Annotated in this window: 14 protein-coding genes and 2 pseudogenes; 7 read left to right on the forward strand and 9 right to left on the reverse strand. The window is 67.5% G+C overall.

The features are described from left to right. Nucleotides 1–109: 109 nt before the first annotated feature. Complete coding sequence (locus tag ABD793_RS31335) at nucleotides 110–1,033, forward strand: LysR family transcriptional regulator (protein ID WP_344866558.1); 924 nt, start codon at nucleotides 110–112, stop codon at nucleotides 1,031–1,033. On the opposite strand, the pseudogene ABD793_RS42840 reads toward ABD793_RS31335, so the two are convergent. The 3 genes and pseudogenes from ABD793_RS42840 to ABD793_RS31345 form a co-directional block, all read right to left on the reverse strand. Further along, nucleotides 928–1,599 (reverse strand): annotated as a pseudogene (locus ABD793_RS42840) (transposase); the annotation flags it as partial. The gene ABD793_RS31335 and the pseudogene ABD793_RS42840 sit on opposite strands and share 106 nt — an antisense overlap. Nucleotides 1,600–1,731: 132 nt before the next feature. Next, nucleotides 1,732–2,016 carry a transposase gene (locus tag ABD793_RS42845; RefSeq protein WP_425548798.1) on the reverse strand — a complete coding sequence of 95 codons (285 nt, stop codon included), beginning with the start codon at nucleotides 2,014–2,016 and terminating at the stop codon, nucleotides 1,732–1,734. Between the two features lie 32 nt (nucleotides 2,017–2,048). After that, the gene (locus ABD793_RS31345) at nucleotides 2,049–2,978 is read right to left on the reverse strand and encodes a LysR family transcriptional regulator (protein ID WP_344866560.1); all 930 of its coding nucleotides are present in this window, start codon (nucleotides 2,976–2,978) and stop codon (nucleotides 2,049–2,051) included. Between the two features lie 158 nt (nucleotides 2,979–3,136). On the opposite strand from ABD793_RS31345, the gene ABD793_RS31350 reads away from it, so the two are divergent. Then, nucleotides 3,137–3,484, forward strand: coding sequence for an FAD-binding oxidoreductase (locus ABD793_RS31350; RefSeq protein ID WP_344866562.1), 348 nt, complete (start codon nucleotides 3,137–3,139; stop codon nucleotides 3,482–3,484). A 54-nt stretch (nucleotides 3,485–3,538) separates the two neighbouring features. Continuing rightward, entirely contained in the window at nucleotides 3,539–4,480 is a 942-nt protein-coding gene (locus ABD793_RS31355) for an FAD-linked oxidase C-terminal domain-containing protein (RefSeq protein WP_344866563.1), read from the forward strand. 947 nt (nucleotides 4,481–5,427) lie between these two features. Here the strand turns inward: ABD793_RS31355 and ABD793_RS31360 are convergent. Beyond that, the gene (locus ABD793_RS31360; RefSeq protein ID WP_344866565.1) at nucleotides 5,428–5,868 is read right to left on the reverse strand and encodes a hypothetical protein; all 441 of its coding nucleotides are present in this window, start codon (nucleotides 5,866–5,868) and stop codon (nucleotides 5,428–5,430) included. 1,823 nt (nucleotides 5,869–7,691) lie between these two features. Between ABD793_RS31360 and ABD793_RS31365 the strand changes: the two are divergent. Beyond that, nucleotides 7,692–8,349 (forward strand): annotated as a pseudogene (locus ABD793_RS31365) (uroporphyrinogen decarboxylase/cobalamine-independent methonine synthase family protein); the annotation flags it as partial. A 262-nt stretch (nucleotides 8,350–8,611) separates the two neighbouring features. On the opposite strand, the gene ABD793_RS31370 reads toward ABD793_RS31365, so the two are convergent. Then, nucleotides 8,612–9,883, reverse strand: coding sequence for an RNA polymerase sigma factor (locus tag ABD793_RS31370; RefSeq protein ID WP_344866567.1), 1,272 nt, complete (start codon nucleotides 9,881–9,883; stop codon nucleotides 8,612–8,614). A 14-nt stretch (nucleotides 9,884–9,897) separates the two neighbouring features. Further along, nucleotides 9,898–10,242, reverse strand: a complete 345-nt coding sequence (locus tag ABD793_RS31375) for a YciI family protein (protein WP_344866590.1) — start codon at nucleotides 10,240–10,242, stop codon at nucleotides 9,898–9,900. Between the two features lie 410 nt (nucleotides 10,243–10,652). Here ABD793_RS31375 and ABD793_RS31380 point away from each other — a divergent pair, with 410 nt between their 5' ends. Then, nucleotides 10,653–11,096, forward strand: coding sequence for an SgcJ/EcaC family oxidoreductase (locus tag ABD793_RS31380; protein ID WP_344866569.1), 444 nt, complete (start codon nucleotides 10,653–10,655; stop codon nucleotides 11,094–11,096). 328 nt (nucleotides 11,097–11,424) lie between these two features. Then, a complete protein-coding gene (locus tag ABD793_RS31385; RefSeq protein WP_344866571.1) occupies nucleotides 11,425–11,727 on the forward strand; it encodes a colicin immunity domain-containing protein in 303 nt (100 codons plus the stop codon). An 885-nt stretch (nucleotides 11,728–12,612) separates the two neighbouring features. On the opposite strand, the gene ABD793_RS31390 is transcribed toward ABD793_RS31385, so the two are convergent. The 3 genes from ABD793_RS31390 to ABD793_RS31400 all read right to left on the reverse strand — a co-directional run bounded on the left by ABD793_RS31390 (nucleotide 12,613) and on the right by ABD793_RS31400 (nucleotide 16,339). Further along, a complete protein-coding gene (locus ABD793_RS31390) occupies nucleotides 12,613–14,232 on the reverse strand; it encodes a dihydroxy-acid dehydratase domain-containing protein (protein ID WP_344866573.1) in 1,620 nt (539 codons plus the stop codon). 415 nt (nucleotides 14,233–14,647) lie between these two features. Then, the gene (locus ABD793_RS31395; protein WP_344866575.1) at nucleotides 14,648–15,556 is read right to left on the reverse strand and encodes an ImmA/IrrE family metallo-endopeptidase; all 909 of its coding nucleotides are present in this window, start codon (nucleotides 15,554–15,556) and stop codon (nucleotides 14,648–14,650) included. 321 nt (nucleotides 15,557–15,877) lie between these two features. Continuing rightward, a complete protein-coding gene (locus ABD793_RS31400; protein ID WP_344866577.1) occupies nucleotides 15,878–16,339 on the reverse strand; it encodes a hypothetical protein in 462 nt (153 codons plus the stop codon). Nucleotides 16,340–17,292: 953 nt separating this feature from the next. On the opposite strand from ABD793_RS31400, the gene ABD793_RS31410 reads away from it, so the two are divergent. Beyond that, nucleotides 17,293–17,489 (forward strand): hypothetical protein (locus ABD793_RS31410; protein WP_344866579.1); only part of this gene is annotated, 197 nt, incomplete at its 3' end.

Consider the following 17,489-nt stretch of genomic DNA (forward strand, 5'->3'; position numbering starts at 1 on the left):
CCCCGGCCGGAGACAGGCTCATGGTGCACCGCCTCGAAGGTTCACGTCTATTGACGAAAAATGCCTCTAAATATTTAGCTGAGCTATTGCTTTTGCCAGAATCCACGTCGTGGAGTGGACAAGCGTTCAACTGCGGTCCCTGGTCGAGCTGCGCAGGCGCGGCACGATCAGCGCGGTCGCCGAGGCCCTCGGCTATTCCCCGGGCGGGGTCTCTCAGCAGCTGACGACCCTGGAGCGGGCTGCGGGCACGACGCTGACCCGCCGGGTGGGCCGTCGTGTCGAACTGACCGAGGCTGGGTTGACCCTGGCCGGGCACGCCGAGCGCATCCTCGACATCGAGGCCGAGGCGGCCACCGCGCTGGAGCGAAGTGACCGGGCAGCAGCCGGAGAGCTTCGGGTCGCGATGTTCGCCACTGCGGCGGCGGACATTCTTCCCCTGATGCTGGCCCAGCTGAGCCAGCACCATCCGCGCTTGTCGGTGCGAAGCCACGAAATCGACGTCGACGACGTCTACGATGCCGTCGCCTCCGGAACGGTGGGTCTCGCGGTAGGCTTGGACTACCCGGACGTGCCCATACGGCGCGACCCGTCGCTACGCTTGGTCCGGCTGTACCGCGAGAAGTTCTCCCTCGCCGTGCCTGCCGGCTCGCTGCCGGACACACGGCTGATCAGCCTGCCGGAAACTGCGTCGCTGGATTGGATCCTTCCTCCCGAGTCCAGCTACTACGGCCAAGCGATCCGCACAGTGTGCCGGCGCGCCGGGTTCGAGCCGCGGGTGCGCCACGAAGTGACCGACACAGCGGCATCGCTCGCGCTCGTCGAAGCCGGGATCGGGGTCAGTCCGACCACTGATCTGATGCTTCGGCTGCGCCCGTCGCGCTTCGACGTGCTTGCCCTCGCCGAGCCGTTCGAACGGCACATCGTCGCCATCGTGCGTTCCGCGGTCCAAGACCGGCCGAGCGTCGCCGCGGTGGTGAACGTACTGCGCGGACTGGCCGAGCAACCTGATCTAGGTCCTGTTTCAGTGTTGTAGCCACTCGTTGATCGCCGCGGTGTGCACGGTTGCCTCGTAGCGGACGGCGAGTGTGTCGAACCGTGTGGCGACGCCTCGGTAGCGTTTGAGGCGGTTGGTGCCGCACTCGGCCGCGTGCCGTTGCTTGTAGACCTCTGGGTCGAAGGCCGGTGCCCGGCCACCGGCCCGGCCGCGGTTGCGGCGATGCCGAACCTGATCAGCGGGCTCGTGCACGCGATCCCGCGCCGCCGCAGATAGGCCCGGCTGGCGCGGGAACTGCAGGCCTTGTCCGCCAAGACACGATCCGGCCTGCTCCGGGCTCGCCCACCACCAATCCGGGCGACCCGGACCCTGGCCAGCACCGCCTCGAACTGCGGTGAATCACCCCGTTGACCGGCGGTCACCAGCAACGCCAACGGTTTCTGACCCTGTTCGGTGGCCAGGTGCAGCTTGGTCGTGAAGCCTCCCCGCGACCGGCCCAGCGCGTGGTCGGCCGGTTCGGGCTCGCCGATACCGCCTGGTGGTTCTTTCTGCAGATCGCTCTCGATGCGCGCCCCGGCTGCGTGCTGATGCGCCCGGTTGATCATGGAATCCACACTCACCTCCCAGATGATCAGCCCGGCAGCGTCGGCCCGGGTCTGCGACGCCGCCAGGATCAGCACCCACACACCGGCACGCCGCCAGCGCCGGAACAAGCCATACACGGGTCGCCAGCAGCCCTACCCGGGTGGAACATCACGCCACGGCGAACCGACACGAACCCGCCAACCAATGCCGTCCACAAGCTGGCGTCTACTCCACAGCGGTGGACGGCCGGGCCTCTTACCCACAGGCAGCAGCGGTTCCAGGATCGCCCACTGCGCGTCAGCCAGATCGGCTCGCCCCGACACAGCTACGCTGCACACGAGGTCTCCAGTGTTCTTGATCAGCTTGGTCGTTGATCGGTCCACCGCAGACCTCACCCATTCGACCCACGACACACCGCACCCAGCAACGCTTGCCACAAACTCCGCCAGTCAGCACATCGAAACAGGCCCTAGCCGCCGGCGGGCGGCACGAGCGATGAGACATGCGGCAGGGTGATCGGCGAGGCCGCGCGGATCATGGCAAGGAACTCGGCCAGCACCGGGTTCGTGCTCCCCGCCCGATGGACGATCAGCACCCGGCGATGCGCTGCCTCGCGCACGACCGGCCGGGCGGTGATCCGCGGATCGGCCCGGTGCCCGAGCGCGGGCAGGATCGCCACGCCCCCGGTCGCGGCCACCAATTCGCGCACCACGTCGTAGTTGTTGCTGCGGTACAGGATCCGCGGGGTGAAGCCAGCCACGGCGCAGAGCCGGTCGACCGAATCCGCGCCTGCCGTACCCTCGCGGCTGGTGATCCACGATCGGCGGCTCAGCTCGGAGAGCTCCACGCCCGCCGCGGCGGAATCGTCAGCACGGGTCAACAGAAGCAAGTCCTCGCGCAGCAGCGGGCACGTGACCGTCCCGTCCGGCCAGCACCGCGGAGTCAGGCCGTACTCATAGACGAACGCGAGGTCGAGGCCACCGTCGAGAAGCAGGTCGAGAAGCTCGTCAGGTTCGCCCTCCGCCAGGCTGATCTCGGCCTTCGGAAACGCCCGCGCGAACCCTGACAACATCGCGGGCACCACGCGCTCGCTCGCAGTGGGGAAGCTGCCCAGCCGGATCCCGCCGATCGCACCGGTCGCCAGCAGACGCGCCTGCGCCTCGAGTTCCGCGAGGCCGGCCAGGACATTCCGGCCCAGTCCGACCAGCGTGGTCGCCGCGGCCGTGGTCCGGATCCCCCGCGCCTCCCGCTCGAACAGCACCAGCCCGGTCGCCTTTTCCAGCGCGGCGATCTGCTGTGACACAGCGGACGACGTGTAGCCCAGGTCGCGCGCCGCCGTGGCGAACGATCCCGTTCGCACCACCGCCCGCAACGTTTCCAGGTGCTGAAACTTGTACATCGCTCCCACCGTGCCGGAACCGGCCGATCGACCCTTAGCACAAGTGTATCTTGTGCTTGACTCTCCATTGTCGCGGTCTCCTGGCCCTTGGCTTACTGCCCGCATGGTTGTCCCCAGCCCCGGACCGGATCCGGGACGAGCGGAGGGAGCTACCGGCAGTGGCGGAGATCCGACCGGCAGAGGAATTGCTGTCGGCGCTTCGGCGGCCAGGCTGGCGCGCACGCCGGACGCCGCGCGCCGTGGGCGAGACCGGCATGGTGCCCGACGACCTCCAGTCCGCCGCGCGAGAGCACGGCTTGTTGTTCGGGCCCGACCCTTCGACCCACAGCCGTTGCACAATCGGCGGGATGATCGGCAACAAGGCCTGCGGATCCCATTCGGTGGCCTGGGGCCGCACCTCCGACAACGTCCTCGAACTAGAAGTGCTCACCTACCAGGGCACCGTGCTGACCGCCGGGGAAATGACGGGCGCGCAGATCCGGACAGCCGTCGACGCGGCAAGCTGATCGAACAGTTGCACCAACTCGCCCAGGACAACCTGCCCACACTCCGCACCCGCCTTGGCCCGGTTCCCGCGCCAAGTATCCGGCTACGCGCTGGAACACCTGGCCCTCGAACACCGGTTCGATCTCGCCCGCGCCTTGGTGGGCTCCGAAGGAACCTGCGCGGTGATCCTCTCCGCAACCCTGCGCCTGGTCACCATTCCCGCTGCGCGGCGCCTGGTCGTGCCCGGGTTCACCGACGCCTGCGCTGCGGCCGACGCCCAGCCCGGCCTTCTGGCGCTCGAGGGTCTCGACCAAACCCTGACCGGCGTTGTCACCCGGGCCACCATCCGCGCCACCATCGAAACGCTCCCCCCGGCGAACACCTGGCTGTCCGCGGAACTCGGCACAACCGCCGACGGCGACGAGGCCTGGCCCGGACGGGAGGACGCTGCGGTCCCGCCTGACCGCCTGGGCTCGTACTTGCGGGGTTTCACCGCGCTGCTCGACCAGCACGGACTCAGCGGGCCTGTCTACGGACACTTCGGCGAGGGCTGCCTGCACGTCCGGATCGATTTCGACTTCACGACCCGAGAGGGAACTGAGCAGTTCCGTGCCCTCCCCACCGACGCCGCGAAGCTCAAGGCGGCCTGGGATCCCGGCAACAAGCTCAACTCCGGGATGATCTTGCACCCCCTCGACGCGGGCCTCCGGGTCAGCCCCGCGCGCAAGTCCTTGCCGCTGGCCACGGTGCTGCTTTTCCACGCGGCCGGCGGCGATTTCGCCAAGGCGACCCGCCCCTGCGTCGGCGTCGGCAAGAGCCGGTCCGGCTCGCCCCGCGACGGTGCGATGTGCCCGAGTTACCGGGCCACCGGCGACGAACGCGATTCCACACGCGGCCGTGCCCGGACGCTCTACGAAATGGCTCAGGGCGAGGCCGTCACCGGAGGATGGCGTTCCACCGAAGTCCGGGATGCCCTCGGCCTCTGCCTGTCGTGCAAAGGATGCAGCTCCGACTGACCGGTCGGCGTCGATGTGGCCAGCAACAAATCCGAGTTCCTGCACCAGCAACTACAAACGGCAGCTTCGCCCGGCGTCGCACTACTCGATGGGCTGGCCCCTGCCGCGATTCGCCGAGTCGACTTTCCTCGGCTGGTTCCGTTCCCGCGTGCCCCGAAGCGACGGCGGCCGCGGTCCTGTCGTCCTGTGGGTCGACTCGTTCAACAACCACTTCAGCCCGGACGTGCTCCGCGCGGGTGTCGCGGTACTGGAAGACGCCGGTTACCGGGTCGAGGTGCCGCCGCTGCGGGCTGACCTGGATCACCACCGGGCAGCTGGGAATCGCGCAGCGGATCGCGGGCAGGGCACTCGGTGCGCTCACCCCCGCCCTCGAGCGGAACATCCCGATCGTCGGGCTCGAACCCAGCTGCACCGCAGCGCTGCGCACCGACCTTCCCGAACTGCTGCACGACCACCCGATGGCCGCACGGCTGGCCGGGCTGACCCGCGGCTTCGATCTCCAACGGCATCGGCTCGTCCAGCCGCCGATCGCCCCCACGCATCCACGACCTTGCGCCAATACGTGCCATAGACCCGACGCGTCCCAGCCGGAACCGCAGCGGACACACGGTCGACGTAATCCCGGATCAACGGCATCGTCTTGCCACCTGCGGGGGCGACCAGAACATCCGCGGGAGCGGCGAGTAGTTGTTCGGGAGCAACTCCGAACCGGTCGAGCAGAATACGAGCCGCGCTGATCTCCGCGTCATTCATCGCACAGCCCGATCGCGCAACGCCCCGCAGGCTCACCTCGACCGCCGCCGCAGGATAGATGAAAAGGACGTCCTGGGCTCGCACAGCGGTGACCAGAACGCGAGCGCCCGTGTCGATGCGGCAGGCATGGCAGACCCACGCAGGCAACCGTAGATGCCCCTGCCCGGTGACGGCGTCCGGCCCGGCCGAGCGCGTCACGACGACGACAGCACTACCGACGACCCTGATCGAAGTCGGGCACGACGGGCCCAGCCGAGGACGCGCACCGGCGACCCGTCAGCCGCGCGTCCACGATGGTCGACCACCGTCACCACGAAGTAGAGCGAACTGTCCGGTACAGGTTCGAGCAACGTCGCGACCGGAAGACCCGTTGCCGGCGCATTCGATTCCGAGGAACCAGCGGTCAGCATCGACAGGAGGTACTCCGCCCCGGCACCTGACTCGCATGGCGCGCGCATCATGCGGCTCCGGCATCGCTGCCGAACACGAGCAGGTCGGTATGCGCCGCGCCAGCGGGGCACCGTGACCGAGGTGCGCGGGCTCGACGCCAGGAGCCAGTCGCCCTCGACGCCGTCGAGTACGACGATGATGCGTTGTCGGAAGGACAGTCCGGCGTTCGTTGCGGCGGCGACCACCGCGCCCGCGTAATCGGCGAACCGGCCTGCTCCGGGTTGTGGGTGGCAACGACCAACGCTCCGCCCGGTGCCAGCCACTGCGCCACGTCCGGTGCGGCTGGCCGCACACGTCTACCCACGGGGTAGGCAGCTCGGCCGCCAGTACGAGATCGACCGACCCGGCCTCCGGCTCGTGCGCGCCGCCCCCGACCCGGCTGCGACGGCTGTCCGCAGTCACCGATTCCGGATCGACGCAAAGAATCCGGCGGTCGCTGACGGAGTCTGCGACCGCTGCGATTCGCCCCGCGTCCGGACCGGTCACGGTGACCGTGTCCCCGCTCCCGGCCAGGACCGTCACGACCTGGACAACGAGTCCGAGAGTGAGGCCCTAGATCAACGGTTGCAGCCCGTACTCATCGGCGGCGCCAGTCGGGCACGCCCAGGTACCCAACGGTTCCGACGCGGTTTTCTGCGCCCGCGGCTCCGGGTTCCCCCTCGCTTCGCGAAGCGGATTCCGACGATGCAGGAATAGTGCCCATGGTGCGCAACCTAGCAATTCACTGCGGCGGGTTCTGACACCGTTCTAAAGCGAGGCACACGAGCGGATTTTGCAGACGAGTTCAACTTTCCCGGCGCGTCCCAGAGCTGGCGCTGACGACGGCTCCGGGTTCGCTCCCCTGCCGAAGACGGGAGTCGGCCGTCCCGGACGACGTACCCGCGCCGAAGGGCACGCGAACCGTGGCTGTCGCTGCCAGAGGGCAGAAGGCCAACGGTCCGCGAGATCTTGAGTGTGCGCACGGCTGTGCGGTGTCGCCGGGTGCCGCATTCGCCGGTCGCCCCGGCATCAACGCGCGCAGCCAACTGCACTCGGGTCCTTGTCGGCCGGGCCCGCCGCTGTGTCTCACGACGGCAGATAGTTAGCCGTTTCCCGAACATTGCACCCGCATGGCGGGGCCGTGCCCCGCCGGTGCAATGTCCTCCATCGGGTACGGCGCCGCTCCGCCGCGAACGTCGAACCGGACGCCCCATGCCGCTGCGACGACTGCCCATCGGCCAGGTTCTGACATACGAGAGCGGTCTGCTGTCAGCTCACTTTCGCGCCGCCGGCGAAGACGTTCACTCGGCGCGCAGAGGGCGGCGACCCCTGCGCGTGCTACTTGTCGCGCGCTCGCCGCCGAGGTCACCTCAAAGACAGTTCACTCCACCCGGACCGCGTCGTGTTCGGCAGCGCTCCGCCAGGGGGCCGACAGTGGGGACTCGGAGCCCGACAGTAACTGCAAGTTCAGATCAGGCGCACCACAGCAACGCTCTCTCGCGCACACGCTCTCACCCAGCAGCCAGCAGCCTGCATGCACGGCATCGCTCGATCCTTTGCCGCTTTCTTCGCCGAAGCACCGGGCGGGCACACGAGACCGCATGTAGCGCCTTGCGGATTCCTTTCATCCCAGATCGTGCGGCACACGAAGTCGGCCGGTGATGTGCGCCGAGCCGGCGGAGCACCTCCTGCCGGTTTCTTGCGCCCGGGTTTTCAAGATCAACAGGGAAGGTTTCAGCAAGCGGTCTCGGGCGGGCCGGACGGCGTCAAGCGACCTGTCCGATCCACTCTGCCTGCGGGCGTAGGTCGGCCCGCACACCGGGAGTCCTGCGATGCCACACATCAGTCCGCGCGCCGAACGCGGCGAGCCAATTCGCGACCACCCCACCGGCGACGATCCTGCCCGGACCCGAGCGGTGCTCGACACCGCGGAAGTCACGTTCGACCTGTTGTGCACCGGTCCCGAACCGCGCGCAGTCGACTGCGCGCCGATCGGGCTCGGGTTGCCGCGGCGACACCGGTCAACTAGGCGGTCATCGCAGCTTCCGCACTGAGCCTGATATACCCGACAAATGGGCTGGACAGGTATTCGAAAGTAGAATTCATAGCGGACCTGGCGAACGAGGCCGATACCGAAATTCGGCGAAGCCTGAAGGCCAGTGCAGCCCGGCTCGCGCTGAAAATTGATCCGAGCAGTGTGCTGCTGCGCTCGTTCATCGACCTCAACCAACAGCGTTCTGGAGAGGTTCTCCGATGACGAGGCGGCGAAGATCCGGGTGCACAGCTGCCCCGGCGGGGATCAGGATTCCCCACACAGCCTCGATGTCGACTACGGCGAGCTGATCCCGATGCTGTTCGAGCTGCGGGCAGGCAACTTCTACCTGCAGATGGCCAGTGAGACGGATCCGCGGAAGATCCTCAAGACGGTCCAGCAGCACGCGCGGTCGGAGCAGCGGATCTTCATCGGGGTCATCGATCCGATCGACCCCCGGGTGGAGACGGCGGAGGAGTTACGCGACCGGGTCCTCGAGCCGGCGAAGATCATCTCGCCGGCGCGCCTGGGTACCTGCGACGACTGTGGGTTCTCGCCTTTCGCCGACGACCTCTCGACCTCGCGTGACCTCGCTTTCGCGAAGATCGTGGCGCGGGTGGAGGGCACCCGGCTCGCCGCCGAAGCCGTGAGCTGAACGTTCTCCGGTGATCAGCCGGGGCCATCAGCGCCGGCGAGGCCAGCCGATCGTGGCCCACTCGTCCAGGAGGAGCGACCTCGCCGCAGATCGAAGTCGATCCCGGAGTACCGTTCAGAGGGCCGCCCACCTTGACGGTCGGCCGGCGGAGCAGCACCACCGCCCGGTTGTCAGGCTCGAACAACGGGATCGACGGCGCCGCCGAGGCCCAGCCGAGGTCATCGCTCAGAAGCGATGGTCTCCACGCAAGACACGCTTCTGGTCACCGGATTTCCGACGCAGGACACTGGCTGGTCGAGTCCAGCCGGGTGGCATTCGTCCGGAGGTAGTCTTGTTGAAGGGCGTTGCCGGTCAGCTCGGCGGCGGTGAGGTAGGACTCGCGCGCGCCCTCCCGTTCGCCGGCGGCTTCCAGGAGGTGTGCTCGTACTGCGTGCAGGCGGTGGTCGGAGATGAGCCGTTCCTCGGTCTCGAGTTCCGCGAGCAGTGCGAGGCCCTGGGGCGCGCCGTGGGTCATGGCGACCGCGACGGCGTGGTTGAGCGCGATGATCGGGTTGTCGGTGGTGCGCATCAGCAGTTCGTAGAGGGCGGTGATCTGGGGCCAGTCGGTCTGTTCGGCGGTGGGTGCTTCGTCGTGGACCGCTGCGATGGCGGCTTGCAGCTGGTACGGGCCGGTCGGGCCGTGTGGCAGCGCTTGGGTGATGAGTGCTGTCCCGTCGGCGATGGCTTCGGCGTCCCACTGGGAGCGATCCTGTTCGGCCATCGGGACGAGTGCGCCGTCCGGGCCGATCCGGGCGGCGCTACGCGCGTCGATCAGGAGCATCAGCGCCAGCAGCCCGGTGACTTCGCCGTCCTCGGGGATCAGCCGGTGGACGATGCGGGTGAGGCGGATGGCTTCGACGGAGAGGTCGCGGCGATAGGGATTCGGTCCGGAGGTCGGGGCATAGCCCTCGTTGAAGATCAGGTAGAGCACGTGGAGGACGGCGCTGAGGCGTGCCGTTCGTTCGGCACCGGAGGGCATGCCGAAGGGGAGTTTGCTGGCGGTGATGCGTTGTTTGGCCCGGGTGATACGGCGTGTCATCGTCGCTTCGGGCACGAGGAACGCGCGGGCGATCTCGGTGGTGGTCAGCCCGCCGACGGCGCGCAGGGTCAGCGCGATCTGTGAGGCGGGTGAGAGCGAGGGGTGGCAGCAGAGGAACAGCAGGATCAGCGTGTCGTCGGAGTCTTCGGGGGCCCTGTCCGCGGCGGGGGCCAGCCATTGGTCGGGCAGTGTCCACGCAAAGCTGGCTTCTTCACGGTGCCGCCGGGCTTGCTCGCGCCGGAGCAGGTCGGTGAGCCTGCGGGCGGCGACGGTGATCAGCCAGCCGAGCGGGTTTTCGGGTATGCCCTCGGCGGGCCACTGGGTCGCCGCTGCGAGCAGCGCTTCCTGGGTGGCGTCTTCGGCGAGGTCGACGTGTCCGTAGCGCCGTACCACCGCGCCGAGGACCTGGGGCGCCAGCCGGCGCACCAGGCCCTCGACCTCGGTTGTTTCCCGCATGGAAATTCGGTTCTCTACTCCATGATCGAGCGGACGTCGATGACGGACTCGGGTCCGGGGCAGCGGGCCAGCTGGGCGGCGATCTCGGTCGCCCGGTCGTAGCTCTCGCATTCCACCAGCCAGTAGCCGATGACCACTTCCTGTGTTTCGCCGTAGGGACCGTCGGTGACGACCGGAATGCCTTCTTTGATCTTGATCCTGCGGGCTTCGGCCGGTGCGGCAAGACCCTGGGCGTCGAGGAACTCACCGGATTCGCGCAGGTTGTCGTTGAACTCATCGAGCGCCGCGCCGATCGCCTTCATCTCCTCCGCGGGCAGGTCGGTCTCGAAGTCCTGCTGTGATCCGTTGACCAGGATCATGTACTTCACGTCTTCTCCCTCTGCCGGTCGCGTCGGCACCTGCGTGCCGGGCTGTCAACGGGGACGTCGAAGCCGACCCTTCCGACCGGACACCGTGTCCCAGTTTAGAGCGTTTCAAGTAGCTGCCGCCCGAAGACCCACCACGGAAGCGGTCGTCGGGTTACTCCGATCGAGCGGTGGCCGTGCCGCCCCGTGGATAAGGTCTTCGCAGTTCAGACCCCTTCCAGACACAAGGCAATCGCAGAGATGCGGCGGCCGAGTCGCGGCTGGCAAGGTCGGTTGCGGTCCTCTTCGGCCCGTCCGGCGCCCGCCGGAGACCACCGTCGGGCCGCACCAGCAAGTCTGTGCGGACATCGATTCCCGTCCGCAGAGCCAGCTCAGTCGACCTAGAAAGCTGAGACTTCAACGATATGACTACAAACCTCGAGAGTGACCAGGCTGCCGTCAACGCTGTCCCCGTGCAGATCGTCGCGGCGTGGGCCGAGCAGGACAGCGACGCGTTCGCCAGGACGTTCACCCCCGACGGAACGATGATCCTTCCCGGGGTACACCGGAAAGGACAGGACGAAATCCCGGCCTACATGACGACAGCCATCGCTGGCACGCTCGCGCATACCCGGGTCACCGGTGCGCCGATCGACCTGCGGTTCCTCACGCCGGACTCCGCGCCGGTCATCACGAAGGGCGGCGTGCTGGCGCCGGGCGAGCGGGCCATCCGCGCCGCGTGGGTCGTCGTCCGTCGTACCGCAGCTCAGCCGGAATCAACACTCGAAGCCGCCACTGCGCACGAGCAGTATTCGCAAGTCAGAATTCCTGTCCCTCTTCATTCGTCGTTCAACGGCGATCAAAGGTGATGGCCGCGGGTGCGGCCTCGAGGTACCACCGGCTGGGCCTATCATGCAGATGCGGGAACCGCTCCGCCAGCTTCGCCCGCTCAACCGGCACAGCCGCAGGACCAGGCGTGCGCCACCACCGGGTTCGACGTACCGATCACGTCGACCGAATCGATGCCCAACCGCGCCGACCTAAGAACTTTTCCGCATTCGCGGCGACGCCGATGTTCGGTGCGTTGATCTTCCGTACCTCGTACACGTCGACGGCGTCGCACTTGACGGATTGGAAACTGAACGTCCAGCAGCTTCGCAACGTGATCAACCGAGGATCCTTGGGTGGAGGATGAAGATGAGCACTTCCGCAGAGAACAAGCGCGACGCGGCCGACTACGGCACGCTGATCGGACGGTTCGTCGACCACACCATCGACGCTGGCCAGTTCGAGCAGCAATACCTCGACCTGATGAAGAACAACGAGGCTCTGCACCCCGACGACGTGCTCGCCATCCTCGACGAACTGGTCTCCGAAGTCGACGAGTACTTCGTATCGCCGGAAGCTCTGCCAGCAGAGCGCCGCGACCTGGACGAAGTCTTGCGCCAGCACACCGCCGCCGCGCCGGCACGCCTGCGGCGGCTCGGCGTACTCGGATAGTGCCAACACCTCTGACACAGCGCGGACTCCGGTTTGAGCCGATCCACGATCGCCTCAAGCCGAGGCAGTGTGCTCGCTCCGGCAAGCGGATGTCGTCGCAGGGCCAAGTGCTAGCGTGTCACCAGCTGGCAAGGCGCTTTGGACGAAGCGTCATCTGCGAACTGGGATGCGCCGTCATCCGCATACCGCCGACAGGTCCAGAACACCACCAAGAGAACAAGCCAGAGGCTTACCTCGCTCCTCCGCGGAACCAAGAGCATCCGCAAGCCGAACGCGGAACGGAGATCGATGCCAGACGCTTCACTCAAGGGCTTCTCGCCACGATCGTCGACGGGCAGTGCGCGGCTCGCCCGCAAGTTCCAGGAGCGCCGACAGGATTACCGTGCTGACGTGTCCGGCACCGGGCACCCATCCGCGAAGCTACCGCGACAAGAACGCGCTACGGTCCGCAGTCCGACCAGAGCGAGCAGCTCGTACTGCTCAAGACAACGCGCCAGTACCTGGTCCCCCGGCATCCCATTCCGGGCGGGCATGAACCTGGAAGATGGCGAGCGCCGACTCCGATGACACATCGTCAACGGGCAGATCGGCGAACCGTAACCGGAGACGATGGGCCCGGCACAGGTCGTCACCGTGGTTACAGGCTGGCCGTGCGGAGAGAACCTGTAGGACTGTGGGAGTTTCGATCTCGGCACCGGTTATCACGAACAGCGGATGGGCCAGAGCTAGGGTGCCGGGGGCCGCGCCAACGAGTAGCTCGTGCAATGCGTCGATGGATGCAGCAACCGCCCGGTGGTATGTCCGGGAAACGCGCAGGACGTTCACGTATCCCGCTGCCCTGAGATGCAGCGCGGGGCCTCTGTACCGGGGACCTGTGACTCGGCGCTAGGTACCGGAAGGCGTGGCCATCCCGGCGCCCTCCAGAGCCGTGGCGGCAGCGGCGCGCATGCGACGCAACAACCGCGTCGCGACCGGCCGGACAAGGGGATGCTCGCCGCCGTGAGAGGTGGCCTCGTCCTGCCAACGTCGCAGCCTCGCCTCGAGCGTCGCCGAGTCGGCCAATTCGGCGCACTCGAGTGTGTCGTGGTCGAGGTCGACGGTGATCGTGTCCCCGTCCTCGATCAACGCGATCGGCCCGCCGAGAGCGGCCTCCGGCCCGACGTGCCCGATGACCAGGCCGACCGATCCGCCGGAGAAACGCGCGTCCGTCATCAGCGCGACCGAGATCCCCTTCCGCCTGCACAGGGCAGTGATGCGCGACGTCGGATCCAGCATCTCAGGCATTCCGGGCGCACCGCGCGGGCCCTCGTAGCGAATGACGACCATGTCCTGATCCGCGAATACGTCCGGCGTGTCGACGAGCGCGCTCAACAGGTCCCGCTCGCTGTCGAACACCCGTGCACGCCCGACGAACCGGTTGTCCACGATGCCCGTCTCGACACCGGCCAGCTTGATCACCGCACCGCCGTTCGGGGCGAGATTGCCCGACAGCAGGCGGAGCCCACCGGTCGGTTTGAACGGCGCGGCCACGCCGAGGACGACCTCGCCGTCCGGTGCCGGCGGGTCGAGGCGGGCGACCTGCTCGGCCAGGGTCTCGCCGGTGCAGGTCAGCGTCGAGCCGTCGAGAACGCCGTGGTCGAGGAGTTCCTTGACGATCACCGGGAGACCGCCGACCGCGTCGATGTCCACCATGCTGTACTTCCCGAACGGACGGGCGTTGATCAGCACCGGCACGGTCCGGGAGAGCTGGTTGAACTCGTGCTGCGACATGACCTCGGCCCAGAAGTCGATCCCGGTGGCCCGGGCGATCTCGGGGGCGTGCAGCAGCACGTTCGTCGATCCGCCCATTGCGATGGCCACGACCGTGGCATTGCGGAACGCGGCGGGCGTGGCGAGGTCGCGGGGAGTGATGTCCCGCTGGGTCATGATCTCCAGGCAGTCCACGAGCTGCTCGGGGAACAGCTCGGTCCGGCGGGGGTCCTCGGACGCGGGCGACACCATGTGCAGCGGTTCGAGCCCCAGCAGCGCGATGAAGGTCTGCATGGTGTTGTAGGTGAACATCCCGCCGCAGCTGCCGTGCCCGGGACAGGCATTGCGGGCCCAGCGCTCGCGCTTCGCCGCATCCGGATCTCCCGCGACCTGGAAGCAGCTGACGAGGTCGATCGTCTCGCCGGTCAGCGGATCCGTGCCCGGACGGATGGAGCCGTCCGAAAGCACCACGGCGGGAACGTTGCGTTCCATGATCGCCGCAGTGGTACCGACGGGCGGCTTGTCACAGGCGACGACGGCGACCACACCACGGATGTCGCTGCCCTCGAAGTGCAGGGACAGCCCGTCATTGGTCGTCTCCCGGCCGATCAGCGAGTAGCGCATCTGCGGTGTGCCGTTGCGCTGCCCGTCCGAGATCCCGCCCGAGTAGTTCGGCGCCAGCAACCGGACCGGCAGGTCCCGCTCCGCGATCCGGCGTCCCATGGCGGCGTGGATGGCATCGACCTTGTCGTTCACACCGACATAGCAAATGCTGTCACCCAGGGTTCCGACGACACCCCACGGCGCTCCGTGGATCCGATCCACGTCCTGGCCCAGCGCCAGCGCCGTGGCTACCGCCTGACAGTCCTGCCCAGGCCGCCAGAGGTCTCGACCGCTCGATTCGCTCATCCGCCCGATCTCCTCGTTTCGCGTAGTTCTCCGCGAACATACCCAGGTCCTCGCGGCGACACTGCACCAGCTCCGCCTCTCGCCCGACCAGGCCCCGCGGGAACGGCGCCCCTTGGACGGTTCGCTTCGAACGAGGCAGCCGCGCGAAGCGCTCCGACGATGCCTTCGAGAGAGCCGAAGCGGTTCAAGGCAGCGTTGACATCACTCCGCTTGCTGGTCCGCTGCTCGGCCTTGCCGATGCTCGTTTCACCGGCCGCCGCTGTCAATCTCGTCGCAACGGCACCAAGGTGGTCATCGCTGAAACGGAGAGCGTGGGAGGCCACGCCGACGACGAAGTGCTCGACGCCCTTGCCGAGGGGGCAGTGTGGTTGCCCAAACCGTAGCCGATCACGGTCCAGCGCTGTGCCCCTGTCTCGCTGTCCGGCGCACGTGAGATCACCGTTGCGAACGAGCCGAGTGGCGCCTGGTACTCCGCCGCGAGCGTGCTTTCGTCGATGTGGGCTTCGACCTGGAGAAGTTCGATCGCCCGAGGAAGCAGCGACGGTTGCTCCAGGAGCGGCTGCGGGCCGGGCTCGCGTCGACGCCGGCCTCGGGTGGACACCGTCGACATGGCGTTGCGATAAGTCACGTCGCTCATCACTTTCAGTGTCCGCGCCCGGTACAGCAAGGCCTGCAAGCTTACGTTCCAGTACTGCTTGAGCTGACCGAGCAGCCGCCAGTCGGCTTTGCTCGGGAGCTGATCCGCGATCTCCTCCGCCGGCATCAGGAATTCGGCGGCGAACCGATGTGCTTGGTCCTCGACGGTCCGGCCACCGGGCTCGGCATCGACATGCATCACGAGGTGTCCCAGCTCATGGGCGACATCGAAACGCTGGCGGTAGTAGTCGTCTTTCAGCGGGTTGAGCAAGATGATCGGGCGCTGCGGTGTGTCGAAGGAGTACGCGTCGATGGTGGCGTTGTTCATCGGGCTGAACACGACAAGGCACCCATGGTTCTCGACAAGCCGAACCAGGTGCCCGACCGGACCCGGCGGGAGGTCCCACTGCTTCCGCAGCAAGTCCGCGGCTTCCTCGGGCCCCCGGCCGCTGAGGGTGTCGGTCGACAACGGACAGGTAGGCAGATCTCGACCGGGGAACTCGACATGCCGTTCCATCGCCGTGGCGATGTCCACCGCCAGGCAGCCGTAGGCGTGTGCCTGGTCCCGGGAGATCTGGCTGGTCGACCTCAACGAGCGGAAGTGCGGCGCCGTGGTCGCGACCGGGAGACTGCTCTGTCGAGCCACAAAGAACCCAGGATCGACTTCCAGCGCCAGAGACAGGGGCAGCGACGGTGGCGGCTGCCGGCCGTTTGAGACCGCTCTCGTACGCGGCGCCCGCCGTCGGGGTCTTCTGGATCTGACCGGCAAGCGCGTTCTTCCTCAGCCCGGCCAGCTGGCGGGCCAAGGTCAGGCGACCGCCGTCGAAGAAGGCTGCGACGTCGTCAAGCCGATCGCTCATGCCTCACCAATAGCACGCGACTCGCCCTGGCCGCCCGCCGGGCGGCGGACTCGAACGTCTGCGTCAGCGACCGTATCGCCCGTCGGGAGGACCGGACCGACCGGCAGCCGACGAGCGCCGCGGCCGCCGCGCCAGCCGTCCGCTGTCCAGCCTGGCGAGCTGTTCAGGTCGCGGCGGTGCAGCACAGGCATCGTCCGAAAGTCGCGATCGGCGATACCGAATGCCAGGACGTCGCGGCCCGCCGAGTCCTGATCTGGCGGCGGGGCGAACTCGCCGCACTGGAACACCCGATCCAATCGATCGAGCAAGTACGTGTACGCGTTGTACCCGATCCAGCTCTGTTTGTGGCCGCCTGCGAGGTTGTAGTCCTGGCGCACCTGCCGGTACGCGGAGCCCTGCGCCCATACGTTGGTGTCCAGGATCCCCAAGCTCGCCAGAACGAGATCGCGCTCACCCACGGCGCAGGCCTCTACCCGAACGCAGTATTCAGTGCGAAATAGTGAACCACACGCGTTGGTCAACCCGACACCGAGACGACCAACGCCACCGTCGACGCTCGAGAACCGGTGGCCGTGTCGATGTCGCAACGCGCGCGGAGCCCGGTCAGGCCAAGCGGCAGCCCGCGGTCGAACACGCGGTGTCGGCGGGCTGCCGGAAGTAACGCTACGTTCGGCGACATGGTGTCCTCGGCTGGTCGGGATTTGGCCGGCGAGGTAGCGGATCGTCGACGGAACTGCGACCCTCATCACCGGCGCCGCCGATACCGACCAGCGCATCCAACGCGCCACCTCCGCCGACCGCGCACCGCCGGCATCTGTTCGGTGTCGTGGACCGCGGCCTCATGAACGCCGCACTCACTCGCCGCCGCTGTGGCGTGCTCGGCGGCCCTGGAAAACCGGGTTGCCTTGCTGCTGCGGCCATCTGACCTGTCGCGCCCTCACGGATCCGGCCCATCAGCTGGAACTTCCCCGGAATCTGGTGCACCAGCTCCGGCCGTTGGCCGTCCCTCCTTTGTGGACAGACCGCCAATGGCCGCACCGTTGACGGGTACTGTGCGGAGTCGCCCTCCCCGCCAGTCTCCGTCCTTGTTGCAAGGGCGGGAGTATCGATACCCCTCACCGCTCACACCGATGTCACCGGTCAGACCCCGACAGCGGCGGCTGGCGCGTCCACGGCAAAGGCAGCGACCAGGACAGGGTGGTCGCCCGCGGCAGCCAGGTCCGCTACACCGACCTGCACTCCGTCACCAACACATCACGCCCTGCACCCCGCGCCACAACGGGAGAATCGAACGCTATAACCGCATCCTGGCCGAGGAATTCGTCTACGCCCGCGCCTGAACCGGCGAACAACACCGCAACGAGGCATTGATGGTGTGGAACGTGCACTACAACCCTCCTCGCTTTTTCCGTTGAGCGAAGGGGAATCTGGCCGGCATGGACCATCACGTCGTCATGGGCTGCTCGAAGAACTCAGGGTGCCGGCAGGCCGCTGCGGCTATCGTGAGCTGCGTCGTCTGGCACGACGGTTTCCGGGCATCTGCTGGGCGATCGAGGCCAGCAACGGCCTGGGCCGGCCATTGACCCGGCGATTGATCGACGACGACAT

It is taken from the genome of Amycolatopsis ultiminotia (assembly GCF_039536925.1).
Taxonomy (GTDB): Bacteria; Actinomycetota; Actinomycetes; order Mycobacteriales; family Pseudonocardiaceae; genus Amycolatopsis; species Amycolatopsis ultiminotia.